Here is a 16,030-nt window from a genome sequence, read left to right as displayed (position 1 = left end):
TATATTATTATTAAATTTTTATTCAAGTAATATAAAAATGCTAATCCTTGTAAAATAAAAACTAAAAAAAGTGAAAATTTTTAATAACAAGTGACTAATTACCTCAAAAAAATTTTCGCGAAATGCCCCCTATGCCCCATTTTGCGACGCGGGTACCCCCGGGTGATTTCGCGGACAATTTTTGTCAAAAAATGTAAAAAAGTGACAAAAATTGCTAAAAATCTCAGCAAAATAGCTATAAATTAGTAGTTTAGAGTGTGCCTTATGATTCACAATCAAAGACTCGTACACTTATAAGACGCATTACTATCAAGTTTTCTAAGTCTTAATAATTTCCATGGCTAGTTTTATGGCTGTTTCAACCCTCATTAACTAACTCTTGATTATTATTAACTTCTTTGTAATCATTCTTTTTTCGCTTAATACAATTAGTCTTTTGTTCCATTTGCCATATTTTATATCGTTGCCATTCTATCGGACTTGCAGTAACTCAAAAGTAAAATTCTGGCTGCTGCAAGCCTCTCTTAAATCTCTCCAGTAATTATTCTTAATCCAATCCCCAATAAAGGCACTGGATGGTTTAAGAGTGATCTTCTTGCTACTCACATCTTCGTCTATTGCTTCTAATTGGCTAAACCAGGTTTTATCAATGAATTCACCACATAACTTTAACAAATATTCCCTTATTTTATACCATACTGACTTTGGGTCTAGTTGGCTTAGCCCTGAATAAATTGATGCTGATTTATTGCTAGTGGCAGTGGTGTTTTTGCTAATAATATGCAATAGATCAACCTGCTTGCCATATACCTCTTGCACTTGATTAAGCAATGTGTCTTTATCAGTTTCTGACAAAGAGATATCTGCTAAATCAATCTGGTATTTATCGTCACATACTCCAAAAAAACGACAACTAGTCAGTAATTTATCAGCAGTATCAGACTCAAAAGCTCCAACAATCTTGCGTTTCAACTGCCATAGTTCCGAAGTGTCTTGATTTGCTTCTACCGCCCTCAAACGAGCCTCACTTGCTCTGGTAGCAGCGTCCATGAAGTTAAAATTATCGTTATTTACCAAAGCTGGTTTACGCAGTTCATAAATCAAAGCTATTTTCATGTAATTCAGTACTGCTTGCTTGCAGGGAAAGCGACGATTAGGATATTTCTTGTTAAGGTGAATCAACAGCTTGTTAATGTAACTCAACTCGTAGTCAGTACCTGTTCTCATTCTTAACAAAGCCCCATCTTCTTTGGTCAATGGGTAAAACTCCTCTAGCTTCTTAGATGCATACCAGCTTTTAACCTTGTTGGCAAGATTGCTAGTCCAACTTGATGATTCCCTACTTGGTTCTTGCTCTCTGCTATTTCCTGAAGCTCCGCCTGTTGAATCGAAATCTGAGTCTGACTCATCATCAGTTGGAGATGCGTCGCCGGAATTACTGTCTGGGGAATTGTAAGGTAACGTTTCACTTACTGAGCTTATCGTTACCTCAGGAGGTAAACTAAAGCTTTGCTCCTCAATTGATTCAGTTTTTGGTAAACTTTGTCCACAATTTTTTCCATTTTTTTTATATCTAGATAAAGATATAGATATATTATTATCTATTATATTGAGTGGAGAAAATTCTTTTTCAGTTGAGTGAAAATTTTTTTATGGCTAGATCGATTATTTATGTGATTAAAGTGAGAAGAATTATCGTTAGCTTTACGAAAATTTATAAATTTCTTAAGGAGTTTGATACATAAAATATTGCGGCATTTTATATTATATTTGATTGTAGTAATTAAAGTGTGATGAATGAACCCACTTGTTTGTAATTCTCTTAGACATTGTGCAACCCGTTTTTGGCAAACTCCTAGTTCTTTCTCGAAGAAATGATAACCTTCTTGTAATTCTTCTACTTGCTTATCCTTATTATAAAACTGTAGACGAGAAACTATCAACGACAGGAGCTGACGGGAAGTCTTACTTAATTGCTTACCACAATTATTGGTAAGGTTTCGCCATTCAGGCGGGACGAAATTACCGACTATATTATAGAAAATAGTATCTAGATTTTTAACTAAGCTATCGGAAAAAGTTAATGATTTTGTCATACTTCCTCCCCGTGAAAAACGGTTAAAAATAGACCTTTTTGTAGGTCAATTTTGGGGAGTTTTACTGGAAAACCAAAATAAAAATGTTTGAGTGAAGTTATAAAACCTTGAGAAGGTGGGGCGAAAGACGGGGCTTGAACCCGCGACCCTCAGATCCACAATCTGATGCTCTAACCAACTGAGCTACATCCGCCATATAACCTGCGTTAAAGTAAATTATTATTACCTGTAAGTCAAGTATATTTATAACTAACTGTCGATAACTGTAAATTGCAATCATTTTTTGTCCCCCTGACCACATAAAAAATCAGTTAATTTTAGTTAAAATTCTTGATAATTTTTAATTAATACAATAATCTACATTTTTTCCTCCTCTAAAACTTTTATTACCAGTTTCTATGATTTGACAACGATGGGTTATCCTGTCGATAATTGTCTTTGTTGCCTTAGGATTACCAAATATATCTCCCCATTTTTCAAATCTCAAATAATGTGTCGTTATAACCAGTGACGACTGTTCATATAATTTTGCCAACAGCCCCTAACTATTCTTTTCTGTTGGTTGCTTATTAATGGCAATATAAAACACTAACATCATGCTAATTGCAATGATCAGTATAAATAATGGTAATTGTATCAATGTTCCGTCATGCATATGTCCCATTAATATTGTAAAGCCTGCTGCAATTACATAATACATAAAACCATAAAGTGAAGATGCCGTGCCAACAAATTGACCATAATTTTCCAAAGCTTGGCTAAAGCAATTGGTCATTACCATCATGGCACAAGTATTAATCATGCTCATCCATAATAAAGTTTGTAATACAGATACTGTTACATCATCTTTATTAATTAGACCAAAATAACTAGATGAAAAGAATAGCAGAGCTCCTAAGCACATAAGTTTAATACCTGCAAAAATAATATTGTCAGATGTTATTTGCAATTTGTGCATCCTTTTAGATATCATCCCACCTAAAATTGAAGGAATACATAAAAATAATGCTATCATACCAAATGATGAAGCTGCCATATTTAGTCCTGAGATAAAATAAAAAGGTGCTTCAGCAAAATAGCCAAATCCAATACCATTTACTGCTCCAATTAAAAATACGAAACCGAGCAATCTTATATCTCTGATCATTTTATTAAAACATTCTTTATACAATATAATAATCGAGCGTTTAGTCTCTAGATTTTGGTTAGTTTCTGGAAGTTTAGCTGATACTAACAACATAATTAATATTGCCATTACGATTAATACAAGAAATACAGCTGACCAATGATAAAATTTTATTACCAAACTACCGATCATTGACCCTGTAGCAGGAGCAAAAGCCATAGCAATACTTATAGTTGAGAATATCCTGCCACGATCTTGCGGTTTTATTGCATCTCTAACTATGGTTTGTCCTAATACTGACCCAACACTAGCCCCAAAAGCTTGCATAAATTTTGCAGCTAGTAACATATTTATATTATCTGCTAGATAACAAATGTAGCATGATAAGGCGTAAATCAAAAATCCTATAAGTAGACAAGGCTTACGTCCATAAGAATCAGATAAGTTACCCCATAGTAAAACCCCAACAGCAAAACCAAACAAATAAATAGTAAGGGTATATTCAGCTAAATTAGCACTAATTGCTAAATCCTTGGCTAAGCTAGGAAGTGAGGGGGTATAAATAGTTTCGCTTAGTATCGGTATTGCAATAATTAATATAATAATGTATAATGGTATAATGAGGGTGTTTTTAATTTTATCTGATTTCATAACAACTAATCTATTGGTTTGTACTTTTATATATTAAAATATTCAGAACATTACACCAAGTTTTTAAAATTGCAAGTTGTATATCTTTTGCAAGAATTATATGAGAAATTTTTGATAATTTCTTACTTTAATCCTGAATATCTGGTAAATCAAGGCAATACCCTGTAGAACGAACTGTTCTTATAAATATTTCAGATTCTTTGTTTTTTATAGATGCTCTTATTCTATTTACATGTACATCAATAGTACGCAGGTCAATAATCGTATCCTTGCCCCACACTTTGTCTAGAATATCTTGACGGGAAAATATTACTTTAGGTGATTTTATGAAAAGTTGTAGAATCTTGAATTCTGTTGGTCCTAGACGAATTATCCGACCGCTATTAGTTACTTTATAGGTGGTAAGATCCATAGTAACTTCTTTGTATTTTATAACTTTATCTTGTAAAATCAAATTAGAGCGTCTTAATAAAGATCTTATTAAGAGCATTAGTTGATCTGACGTGAATGGTTTTATGAGAGAAGCAACAAAGTTGTTATCTTCTAAAGTGTAGTTAGACGGAGACTCGCCAGGGTGTAACAAAAAAATTATTGGTACTTTTGCCAAGCCGTCAATTTCTCTTATTGTAATTGCTATATCTGTAGCAACTTTATCTTGTACTATCGAATCAATAATAATGACATCAGGGGGATTTGTAGTAGAAAAAGATATAGCCTTTTCTACTGTATTAGCCCTAATAAGATTAAACCATGCTCTCTCTATAACATTAGATAAAGAAGCGTTAATGCTTTTAGTTGATTCTATAATAAGAATTCTAGGTGGTAATTTATCAAACATTTTAAATACTAATTAAATGAAGATTTTAGGCATAACTAACTCCTTTTCTTGTATATCCAAATTATTTGAAAAATTGGAGCATAAACAAAAGGTGAGTGTGTTAAGACGACATATACATAATTATTAAGTAAAGTGCGTCAACCTCCAAAGTTTTGCGAAACCAATTCTAAAGCAAAAGAGTATAATTTAGTTATGCAAGAGTCTAATGTTACATTATTGTAAATTATTGTAATGATATTAAACTTAACTTTTTAAAGTGCAATATTATCGAATTAATTAATAAATTTCTACTAAATTTATTAACATAAGTCTACTAATTTAATTATTTGTTTACAGACCGTAGAAAACGGTTGTAATTATGCAATTATTTAGAGATATTTTAGAGATTCATTAATTATGCCTTATAGTAAAGATAACACTTGAATTAAATGTTTTTTGTTGTTATAAATAACTTTATTTTGTAGCTGGAGATTCTTATATATGGCTTTTTACGAATCAGTTTTTATCATACGGCAAGATATTTCGTCTGCTGATGTAGATAAAATTACCGATGATTTTACTAAAATTGTTGAAGATAGTAATGGTGAGGTTGTTAAAACTGAATATTGGGGTTTAAGAAGTTTAGCCTATAAAATTGGTAATAACAAAAAAGGACATTATGTTTTTATGGGGCTTAAAACTGACTTTTCAGTAATAACTGAAATGGAAAGGAAAATGAAGCTAAGCGAAAATATTATTAGGTTTATTAATATAAATGTTGATTCAATAAGTATTGAACCTTCGCCGATTTTAAGAAGTAAAAGTTTAGACCATGAAGAAATAGTGGATGTAACAATTAATAAAGACTCAATATAATAAAATTGGAAAAGATTAAAATGTTTGAAAATGATGCTACTGACTCCAAGTCAATGACTAGAATGGCTGATAGAACCAATAAAAGGGTGTTTTTTAGAAAACGTAAAGGTTGCCCTCTCTCTATTGCAAATGCTCCAATAATTGATTACAAGAATCCTGACTTGTTAATAAAATTTGTATCGGAGGGTGGTAGAATGCTACCTAGCAGGATCACCAATGTATGTGCCAAAAAACAAAGAAAACTGAAAAATGCTATAAAAATTGCTAGAATTCTAGCATTGTTACCTTTTGTGTTTCAAGTTTGAGCAGAGGAATAAAATGGAAGTTATTTTGATTAAACCCGTAAGAAAGCTCGGGAAAATTGCAGAAATTCTTAAGGTAAAAAGAGGATTTGCTCGTAATTATCTTATCCCTAGGAAATTAGCAATTAGGGCAACAGAGATTAATAAACAGTTCATAGAAACTCAAAAACATGATCTTGAGGAAAAAGACCTAAAAATAAGATCTGAGGCAGAAGCTATTAATAATATCATAAGTAGTAAAGAACTGGTCTTTATTAGACAGTCTTCTGATGATGGTCGGTTGTTTGGTTCAGTGAATAATAAAGAAATTTCCGAAAGTTTATCTAAGACTTCTTCACAGTTAATATCACATTTAAATATCATTCTTAACAAGCCGATAAAATCAACAGGTGTATTTGTGGTAGAGGTCAGATTGCACGCTGATCTTAGCACAAACATAACAGTAATTGTGGCACGATCAGAATCTGAAGCACAAGATTATGCAAGGAGCAACAAGCAAGATGCTATTAGTCCTCTTGAGAGTTTTGATCAACAAGAAAATTTTACTCCTAACGATGAAGCAATATAAGATTAGAGACTAGTTTTGAAAAGAGGCTTCCTGTATAAGTCAATCTAGTTGGTAATTATTTTTTCGTTGAAATTTGCTTCCACTCTTCATAGCTTGTCCAAAAGCTAAGTAATAGAAGTAAGTGTCCTACGAAGAAGTAATCAACTCATAGCCAAAAAAATTACGTTTTCATTCCAATTAATTTTAGTTTGCGGACAAGCTCTATATACCATAAGGAAAGATTAGCTATAGTTTTTCCTGCAGAGAATTTTGTTCTAAACGACTCTTAAGCCCTGTGAAATCGACTATTTTTGCATCTTGCTCCTGGCAGGCACAAGTAAAAATATATCTATTTTTGTCTGTAATTTTTTGAATACATTGCCCACAAATGCCTTTCATCATACATTGCATAGGAGAATTAATGCTTACTATTAGTTGGGGTTTTTTACCAAAAAAATCATCTTTTATATCTCTTATAGCTTGCATCATTTCTGAAACACCGGCGGCTATTATCCTATCTATAGCCAAATTATCCCAGAGAGAACAATACCCCATTATAGCATACAGCAAATTACCCTTAACACTAATATCTTGCGACCGATTTTTTGATAAAATCCCCTCTTCACAACACCAAACTACTATATCAGCTGATTCTTCAATTTTTTCTTGATAAAATCTATCTTGTAAATTTTTATAACCAGCAAAATATATAATTTTACAATTATTATTTTTAAGAGCCTTGGCTATTGAGCATAAAACCACATTTCCAACCCCTCCTCCAATAAGAACTATATTGCTATCTTTCAATATCTCAGTTGGCTTACCATTAGGCCCCATTAGTACTACCTGCTCATTTTTCGATAAATATCTACATAAATTACTTGATTTACCACTTTGCCAAACTATCAAATGAATTAACCCATTTTTTGAATCAACATAAGCTCCAGCAATAGCCAAAGGTTCAATAATTTTTGCAATATCACTAGAATAATTTTGCAAACGGAAAAATTGCCCTGGTTGAAAATTCTTAGCAGCAAGAGGAGAATGTATTACAAGCTCTACTATCTTATCAGATAGAATATTAACCTCTTCAATACGACTCATTAATAGATAATCTAATTTAGCAAAGAAATCTATATAACTACCAGGAAAAATTGGGCTATTTTGGGTAAGTTTTTCTCCGATATTTTTGTACCCTTCTTTACTACTTGCTATGGCTTTAACCACACTTCCAGAGTATAAAGGATCACAATCACCAAAATATGTTACATTATAGTCAATTGATGAGAAATTGGGGACGTTGTCGCTCAATGCTCGCCTATTACTTGGCGTCGCTCCATCGCTCCTAGCCCCAAATTCTCCTGAATTGACTATATCTTCTAAATGATTATTTACTACCTCTTTATCGATACCTATTGCCATCAGTACAGTTCGTGCCTTAAATTTTTTTCTTACACCTAAATTATCAAATTCTATCGATTGGGTATAGTTGTACTGATCAACATCAATACCTAAAGGTATCATATCCTCAACAAATTTTACACCATCCCCCATAGCATACATCACTTCCTCAGGGTTTAACTTATAGGCAGGAGAATCTTTTAATTTACCCCTATAACAAATTGTTACTCCACCTAATTCGTCTAGGATTTGCTTGATAGATTGTCTAGTTTGTGCTTGCTTAAATAATTTTGCATGCAAAATAAATTCTTCAGCTATTAATCTATCCTCATTTGTCCAATGTTGCTCTGTGTGCTTTTTACCATTCTTTACAACTGATAACTGATAGTTCTTTAGAAACTTTTCTACTTGTAATTTATAATAATTTAAGCTTTCAGTTGCTGCATCAATAGCGGTCAATCCACCACCAATAATGATAATAGGCATCCTGATAAGTAAATTAGTGATAGATTGCTCTAAAAAAGCTCCTCCTGATTGCAAGGTCATTAGAAAGTCGGAAGCTGTTCTAACACCTTTTGCAAGAAAATTTCTCATCTCAACGATTTTGGGCTTACCAGCCCCGGTACACAAGGCAACATGGTCAAATCCTAAATGAAATACCTGCTCCATAGTTATATTACTATCTAAGCTTACACCACCAAAAAGTTTAAACCGACTATTTCTTTGTAACATCAGACGTAATATCGTCAAATTATTTTTATCCCATCTTGGAGTAATACCATATTCAGCCACTCCACCAAAACCTCCTGGTATTCTCTCTGATAAGTTTTTTTTATAATCAGACCAATATTTAATAGGCTGGTTAACATCAAAAGGCAATGGGGTGATTTTTAAACCATCTATGGCTACTACATCATGCCCATCCCGTAATAAATAATGACTTAAACTAAAGCCAGCTGGTCCTTGACCAACTACTAAAACCTTATAATTAGTTGGAAGATTTGGTAAAGGAGCAAAAATGTTAAGCGGATTCCAATTGGTAAGTAATAAATATATTTCTACCCCATAAGGCAGAAGCAGAGTAGTCTCTAAGATATTAGATTCAACAAGAGGAATATCCACAGCTTGTTGCTTTTGATAGATGCAAGCATTGGAACAATCATTACAAATTCTGTGACCAGTAGCAGCTACCATTGGATTATCAATGATAATAATAGCAAGGGCAGCTAGATTAAATCCCTTTGATTTTACATAATTCATCTCAGAGATTTTTTGCTTCAGCGGACATCCCGACTTTGACAGCATACTCTTCTGATTTGAGCATATTGCTGATAATAACCCTTTAGAACAGGAGTCTTTTTCCTGTTTATGACAATAGATGCAATAATGAGTATTATTTAAAACCACATCTAGATTGGATGTAGAATCTAAATAATCAAATCCTATTCTTGCATTGTTTCTATACTTAGCTACCTTGTCATGGTCTATTAGATTATCTTTATCTATTTTTTGGGGTAGGGAAAATAGTTGATTTTCAACGTTATTATAAACCATAAAAGCCGCATATTTTGCTGCTATATCTAACTCAAAAGCATATTTTTCAGCATCTAATTGCCATTCCATTACTTGACGAGCAAACTTATTCGTAAAATTACTTTTGTCATTCTCGCAAGGGTGACATCCAACTTTCAGAAGTTTTTCTAGAGAATTTGATACACTAGCAAAATCAATCTCTTGCAATTTCTCATAAGGATATTTTTTTACTGCAACACGCTGAACAAACTTTCTCTTACATTCGTAAATTATATCAAACTCTTGATGGCTAAGTCTTATATTTGCTATTTCTTGCTCGATAGCAAATAATTCAGCTAGAAAATCATCAAAAATAGGTGAAATTTCTAATAAAAAATCTGAGTAATATTGCTGATCAACTTGCTCAGGATTAGTTCTTAATGATAAAATAGTTTGATAGAGAGAATAACTATGATTCTGCAAGAAATTTAAAAAAATTTCATCTAATTTTCTTAGACCTTGTAAATTGTTTAAATCAACAAAGTCTAAACCGGAATTTAAACCAAGGACAAGTGTCATACCGTAATTCTAATTATGGTTTTATAGGCTCACATATGCTAACCCGAATAGCATTTATTTGAGATAATCCCAACCATCATATCAAACTTACAGCCAGAATTCAAAATTAATACAGGGCAAAACGATGAGTTTATAAAAAAATTCTTCAAATCTGCGTTTCAGGCAAAATAGTCATGCTAAGAGGATCAAAATAATTTTCTAGCATTGCCACAAGGCATCTGCCAATATGATATGCAAGATTAACAGGCACAGCATTACCAATCTGCTTGTATTGCGATGGATCTTGAACCAACAAATTTCCAAGAATCTGGAAAACTCTGTATTCTAGCGTATTCGCGTATTGTTAAAGGACGCGTCTGCGACGGATGGCATCGTTCTGTTTGTTTTTGTGCAGGGTTACAAGTCAAAGTTAGGGACGGCTCATTCCAAGAAAGTCTTCTTGCCATTCCAGTCTTACCACCACTTAGATGATAGCTAGCACCCATATAATCTCTTTGTAGAACATCAGGCAAATTTCGCCAGTATCCACCTTCTGGTATTAATTCCATTATTTTCTTTTTCTGAGCAGTATAAGTTTGACCATCAGATATTGGAACATCCTTTAGCACTTCAGCTATACTAATAGTATAATCTTGTTCTTTAGGAAATATAATAGAACATGATAAGTCGTTCCTTACTCCTATAATTACTAATCGTTCTCTTTTTTGAGCTACATCTAAATATTGTGCTCTTAGAACTTTATAAGCGATACGATACCCTAATTGACTTAGAATATGAATCATAGTTGATAATGTTCTACCTTCGTCATGCTTTTCCAGTCCTTTAGCATTTTCAGCTAGTATAATTTTAGGTTTTATTTGTTCTATTGCTCTTGCATATTCAAAGAACAGAGAACCGCGTATATCTTCAAAACCAAGCCTTTTACCGGCATAACTAAAAGCTTGACAGGGAAATCCACCAGCTAAAATATCTACATAAATATTCTTGTAACATATTTTACTTACATCATCATTAATAACATGCCAGCTTGGCATATTAGTTTTTAATGTATCAGCTGCATTTTTATCTATTTCTACAAAAAGAGAACCTTTAAGACCGGAATTATGCAATCCTAAAGCTAAACCACCGGCACCAGCAAATAGTTCTAAAACTTGAAAATTGGTTTTTCTTTCTGATTGTAATATTTTGAATCCTATATTATTATTCCCGGATAATTTTGATTTTAGTCTCTGTAATTCTTCAGATTGAAAAAAACGATGTTTATTTTTATTTCAAGCCCTTTTTTTTCCCACTTTCTGATAGTATCCAACGATACTCCTAACAAAGCACTAGCCCCTGCAATAGTAATTAGAGAATTAGTATTATGGAGTTGATGTTCATTAGACATATAGTAACCCTTTCATATGTATAGGTTACTATATTATATAAATCATGGTTAATGTCAATCAGTAACCTCAATATACTCAAATGCTTTAAAGAATTGGCTCCGCAAAACGGCTGGACATTTGCATGAGAGAGACAACATTTACTATGCTGTGTTCGCCTCCCTTGTTTATCGTTTTCATTCTTCAGAGCATTCGAGTATAAAAGAGCTTATTCAAAATATATAGTTTATCGGTCGCGACCGCGACCATAAATTATATAATCATAAACAATATCAAGCATTTTGTTCACAGAGCCTAGTATAACTTAAAATTTTCCAGTCGAACCAAATCCACCAGAACCTCTAGATGTTTCATCTAACAAATCCACCTCATCCCATAATATCTGTTCATATCTAGCAATAACCATCTGAGCAATTTTCATGCCACGTTCAATTATAAAATCCTCCTTAGCATGATTAATTAAAATTACTTTTATCTCACCACGATAGTCGGCATCAATTGTACCAGGTGAATTTAGTACAGTAATGCCATGTTTTAGTGCTAAACCTGACCTTGGTCTGATTTGAGCTTCTAAATGAGTAGGTAAAGCTATGCAAATTCCTGTGGGTACTAACTTTACTTCTTGTGATTTTATAGTTATTGGCTCAATATTTGCTGCTATTAGATCCATACCGCTACTTTGCTGGGTAGCATAACCAGGCAAAATGTCTACAGAATGTTCTAATCTTTTAACTTTAATGTTCATAAAGATAATATTTTTTATTTTTTTTAAATCTTAGATAAAAGATAATTACTGTTAACAAAGGTGTAATTTGATAGCAGCAAAGGGAACTTTGTACGTTCTAAAAATCTGTCACCCCTTATTAATCACATAAAAGAGGTTTATTGAAAGATAATAGAAAAGGGTCAACAAAAAGATGCTGACCCTTTTCTATATTTTTCTGTTCTAAAGAACTGGTTCTTGTTTAGTTCCAATTCTTTAAATCATTTAACATACCTTATTTTACAGAAGTTACAGCTCTACGGTTCTGTGCCCAAGCTGCTTCGTTATCACCATCAACAGCTGGTCTCTCTTTACCGTAAGAGATAGTATCAAGCCTGCTTTTCTCAACTCCTAGAGTAGTTAAGTATTTTCGAACAGCCTCTGCTCTTCTCTCACCAAGCGCCAAGTTATATTCTCTTGTGCCTCTCTCATCACAATGCCCTTCAATAATGGCTGTTACTTTAGGATGACTTTTTAACCAAACAGCTTGTTTATTTAGCTGCTCTTTTGTTTGAGGTGAAATATCTGATTTATTAAGAGCAAAAAATACCCTGTCACCAGCACGTCTTTCAAAATCAGAAGCTAGAGAACTTTCCTCAACTTCATTAGTTATACCCGTATCTATCGGTTTTTTCTTTGCACCACACCCAGAAAGCATAAATAGTGCCAAAAAAGCTATTGTGGTTTTTTTTAGTATCATAACAAACTCCTTAAATTATTAAATAAGCTACTGATTTACATTTGCCTAACAAAAAATTGTCAAACACCCATTGCCTGCATTATATACTATCATATCACTACTTAAAAGCATAAAATTATTCTAATATTACATTTTAAACTCTTTAGTATCTGTGTCAGAAATACCATATATCTAATCCGTTAAAGTTCTGATAACACCCCCTTTATCATGTTTGGTAACTTTCCTAGTTTACTTACATCTGCACCACCTGCCTGAGCTATATTCGCTTGACCACCACCGCCACTACCGCCAAGGAATATAGATATTTCTTTAGCCAAATTACCAGCATGAACCTTATCACTGATTTTTTTACTAACAGCAACTGTAATCGATAATTTGCAAGCATTATGCCCTGTGCTACCACTAACCTCTTTAGATTTTTCCGGCATAGCTATATATATAACTACAAGATTATCAGACTTATCAACTATTCGTTCAGCAGATAAGCGTAATATTTTACTATCTATATTATGTACTAGCTTGTAGACAAACTTTATACTCTTCTGCTCCTGCGAATTGGCTCCGCAAAACTGCGGGGTATTCGCGTGCTCACGTAGGTTTACTACGCTCCGCTCGCTCACCCCTTGTTTTATGTTCCAATTCGCAGAATCATTCGAGTATACATTGACTGATTCTTTGGCAATCTGTTCAATATTCAAATCAAGCATCGAGACCTGCAGAGATACTAACTGATCTTCTAATTGTTTCTTACTAGCAATTAGACTATTAACTTTATCAATAAGTTCATTCTTACCTATTTTTAAGGCGGTAGATATATTTTCAATCATTGCATCATTCTGCCTAATTAGCTTTAAGACAAATTCACCGCAAACCGCTTCTATCCTTCTAACGCCAGCTGCAATAGCACTTTCACTGGTAATTTTAAACATCCCAATATCACCAGTTCTAGTAACATGTGTACCACCACATAACTCAAGCGAATTCATCCCTACCACCCGTACTTCAGAATCATATTTTTCACCAAATAAAGCCATAGCCCCTGCTTTAATAGCGTCGTCTGTTGACATTAATGTTGTAGTAACTTTTGAATTATCAGTAATAATCTGATTTACTTTATCTTCTATCAAGATAATTTCTTTTTGGGTTAATGCCGCCATATGACTAATATCAAAACGTAAACGATCATATGCTACCAACGATCCTTTCTGCGTTACATGTTTACCAAGTACTTGATGTAATACTGCATGTAATATATGAGTTGCCGAATGATGAATTCTTAAATTATTACGATATTTGACATCAATAGCAAAATCGGCACTATCTCCAACCTTAATGTTGGTTCCTTCCTGCCAAATACATATATGAGCAATTATTGAACCAAGATATTTTACAGTATCTACTACTCTAATTTTACTGTTGCTAGATTTGATATAACCTATATCCCCCATCTGTCCACCAGATTCCCCATAAAAAGGAGTTTGATTACTAATTAAAATAAATCTTTCCTCATTAGTTTCTATAGTATCAACTAATTTATTATCTTTAATGAGAGCTAATATCTTACCTTCCGCCTCATTCAAATAATAACCCAAAAATTCGGTGCTACCAAATTCTGCTTTAATATCAAACCACATCTTATCTGTTTTAGATTCATTCGAACCTAACCAAGATTTTCTTGCCCTGTCTTTTTGCTCTTGCATCTTATTATTAAAGCCATCAAGATCAATGGAGATTTGTTTAGATTTTAATATATCTTCAGTTAAATCGACAGGAAAGCCGTATGTATCATATAATTTAAAAACTATTTCTCCTGAAAGCTCTGAATTTTTACTAAGATGGTTTGTTTCATCATCAAGTAATTTAAGACCTCTTTCAAGAGTTGCTTTAAATCTTATTTCCTCCTGTTCCAGGATATTACTGGCAAAATCCTCAGCCCTTCTCAGTTCGGGATAAGTTGTTCCCATAATCTCTACTAATTTAGGAAGCAGTCTATACATTAAAGGTTCGCTACTACCAAGTATATGGGCATGCCTCATACTCCGACGCATAATACGCCTAAGTACATATCCTCTACCTTCATTTGAGGGCATGATGCCATCACTAATTAAAAAAGCACAAGCTCGTAAATGATCTGCAATAACCCGGTAAGAAAACTTAGCCTCTCCTTCTACCTTAACTTTTACTATATTCTCGGTATAGGCGATTATTTCCTTAAATAAATCTGTGTCATAATTATTATAGACATTTTGCATCACAGCACTAATACGCTCTAACCCCATACCGGTATCAATGGATTTTTTAGGCAATTCAATCCTAGTATCACTATCGACTTGTTCAAATTGCATAAAGACCATATTCCAAATCTCAATGAAGCGATCACCATCTTGCTCTTGCGTTCCTGGCAACCCGCCTTGTATCTGCTCTCCATGATCATAAAAAATTTCTGAACATGGTCCACAAGGTCCAGTATCTCCCATTGACCAAAAATTATCAGTGGTTTTTATTTTTATAATTCGCTCATCGCTTAAATTAGCAATTTTTTTCCAATATGTAGCTGCTTCTTCATCAGTATGATAAACCGTTACATATAGTTTTTCTTTAGCTATAGCAAATTCCTTGGTTAAAAGATTCCAAGCATGATATATTGCTTCTTCCTTAAAATAATCACCAAAAGAAAAATTGCCCAACATTTCAAAGAATGTATGATGTCTTGCAGTATAACCAACATTCTCAAGATCATTATGCTTGCCACCAGCCCGTAGTGATTTCTGACTAGTAACCGCTCTTTGATAATTTCTATTTTCTTGACCGGTAAAAACGTTTTTAAATTGTACCATCCCAGAATTAACAAACATTAAACTAGGATCATTATGAGGAATAAGAGAACTAGCTGGAACGTGTACATGATTATTTTCAACAAAATAACTTATAAATTTACTTCTAATTTCTTCAGTGGTAAGTTTAGTCATGAGTAAATGATCCTTGGAAAAATATTTTGTCAACAGAACCTAATATATATACTGAAAAATCTGTATTTTTCAAATTATGTGATGTCCTGCATTGTCACATATTAAGTATATCTGTGAGCATTCACGGAAAAAAGTACAAGACGTCATTGCGAGACTACGTAGTAGTCGAAGTAATCCATTCCTGATCATTTTTTGGATTGCCACGTCGTCACAAAGCGACTCCTCGCAATGACACTTGGCAAATAGATTTTTTATTCATCATAAAAAAACAGCAAAAAAACTGTGAATGCTCACGTATATCTTATC

Annotated in this window: 14 protein-coding genes and 1 tRNA gene; 3 read left to right on the top strand and 12 right to left on the bottom strand. The window is 33.2% G+C overall.

The annotated features are described in order from the left end of the window. Positions 1 to 471 precede the first annotated feature (471 nt). The 6 genes from AAGD42_RS03180 to AAGD42_RS03155 form a co-directional block, all read right to left on the bottom strand. On the bottom strand, positions 472 to 1,257 hold the full coding sequence (locus AAGD42_RS03180) for a DnaA N-terminal domain-containing protein (RefSeq protein ID WP_341753215.1): 786 nt from the start codon (positions 1,255 to 1,257) through the stop codon (positions 472 to 474). 347 nt (positions 1,258 to 1,604) lie between these two features. Further along, positions 1,605 to 2,096, bottom strand: coding sequence for a hypothetical protein (locus tag AAGD42_RS03175; protein ID WP_341753214.1), 492 nt, complete (start codon positions 2,094 to 2,096; stop codon positions 1,605 to 1,607). A 116-nt stretch (positions 2,097 to 2,212) separates the two neighbouring features. Beyond that, a tRNA-His gene (locus tag AAGD42_RS03170) sits at positions 2,213 to 2,289 on the bottom strand. 147 nt (positions 2,290 to 2,436) lie between these two features. Continuing rightward, positions 2,437 to 2,631: an ATP-binding protein gene (locus tag AAGD42_RS03165; protein WP_341760766.1), complete on the bottom strand. Its 195-nt coding sequence runs from the start codon at positions 2,629 to 2,631 to the stop codon at positions 2,437 to 2,439. A gap of 6 nt (positions 2,632 to 2,637) precedes the next feature. Then, entirely contained in the window at positions 2,638 to 3,873 is a 1,236-nt protein-coding gene (locus AAGD42_RS03160) for a multidrug effflux MFS transporter (RefSeq protein ID WP_341753213.1), read from the bottom strand. 127 nt (positions 3,874 to 4,000) lie between these two features. Next, on the bottom strand, positions 4,001 to 4,711 hold the full coding sequence (locus tag AAGD42_RS03155) for a winged helix-turn-helix domain-containing protein (protein ID WP_341753212.1): 711 nt from the start codon (positions 4,709 to 4,711) through the stop codon (positions 4,001 to 4,003). A gap of 480 nt (positions 4,712 to 5,191) precedes the next feature. On the opposite strand from AAGD42_RS03155, the gene rpsF reads away from it, so the two are divergent. From rpsF to rplI, 3 genes are read left to right on the top strand one after another with little or no spacing between them, the layout of a single operon-like run. Continuing rightward, positions 5,192 to 5,566, top strand: coding sequence for a 30S ribosomal protein S6 (gene rpsF, locus AAGD42_RS03150; protein WP_341750522.1), 375 nt, complete (start codon positions 5,192 to 5,194; stop codon positions 5,564 to 5,566). Positions 5,567 to 5,586: 20 nt separating this feature from the next. Then, positions 5,587 to 5,871, top strand: coding sequence for a 30S ribosomal protein S18 (gene rpsR / locus AAGD42_RS03145; protein WP_341750523.1), 285 nt, complete (start codon positions 5,587 to 5,589; stop codon positions 5,869 to 5,871). Between the two features lie 13 nt (positions 5,872 to 5,884). Then, entirely contained in the window at positions 5,885 to 6,436 is a 552-nt protein-coding gene (gene rplI / locus AAGD42_RS03140) for a 50S ribosomal protein L9 (RefSeq protein WP_341753211.1), read from the top strand. Positions 6,437 to 6,661: 225 nt separating this feature from the next. Here the strand turns inward: rplI and AAGD42_RS03135 are convergent, their stop codons facing one another. From AAGD42_RS03135 to alaS, 6 genes are all read right to left on the bottom strand, one after another. Further along, entirely contained in the window at positions 6,662 to 9,907 is a 3,246-nt protein-coding gene (locus AAGD42_RS03135; protein ID WP_341753210.1) for an FAD-dependent oxidoreductase, read from the bottom strand. A gap of 254 nt (positions 9,908 to 10,161) precedes the next feature. Then, positions 10,162 to 11,091: a DNA (cytosine-5-)-methyltransferase gene (locus tag AAGD42_RS03130; protein WP_341760783.1), complete on the bottom strand. Its 930-nt coding sequence runs from the start codon at positions 11,089 to 11,091 to the stop codon at positions 10,162 to 10,164. A 38-nt stretch (positions 11,092 to 11,129) separates the two neighbouring features. Then, entirely contained in the window at positions 11,130 to 11,294 is a 165-nt protein-coding gene (locus AAGD42_RS03125; protein WP_341753208.1) for a MerR family transcriptional regulator, read from the bottom strand. A 302-nt stretch (positions 11,295 to 11,596) separates the two neighbouring features. Continuing rightward, positions 11,597 to 12,037: a dUTP diphosphatase gene (gene dut / locus AAGD42_RS03120; RefSeq protein WP_341753207.1), complete on the bottom strand. Its 441-nt coding sequence runs from the start codon at positions 12,035 to 12,037 to the stop codon at positions 11,597 to 11,599. A gap of 253 nt (positions 12,038 to 12,290) precedes the next feature. Beyond that, entirely contained in the window at positions 12,291 to 12,752 is a 462-nt protein-coding gene (gene pal / locus AAGD42_RS03115) for a peptidoglycan-associated lipoprotein Pal (RefSeq protein ID WP_341751002.1), read from the bottom strand. Positions 12,753 to 12,934: 182 nt separating this feature from the next. Then, complete coding sequence (alaS, locus tag AAGD42_RS03110; protein ID WP_341753206.1) at positions 12,935 to 15,724, bottom strand: alanine--tRNA ligase; 2,790 nt, start codon at positions 15,722 to 15,724, stop codon at positions 12,935 to 12,937. Between the last annotated feature and the right edge of the window lie 306 nt (positions 15,725 to 16,030).

The organism is Candidatus Tisiphia endosymbiont of Dioctria linearis (genome assembly GCF_964026545.1).
Lineage (GTDB): Bacteria > Pseudomonadota > Alphaproteobacteria > Rickettsiales > Rickettsiaceae > Tisiphia.
Note: the sequence above shows the minus strand (reverse complement) of the source record. Positions and strands in the feature narration are given on the sequence as shown.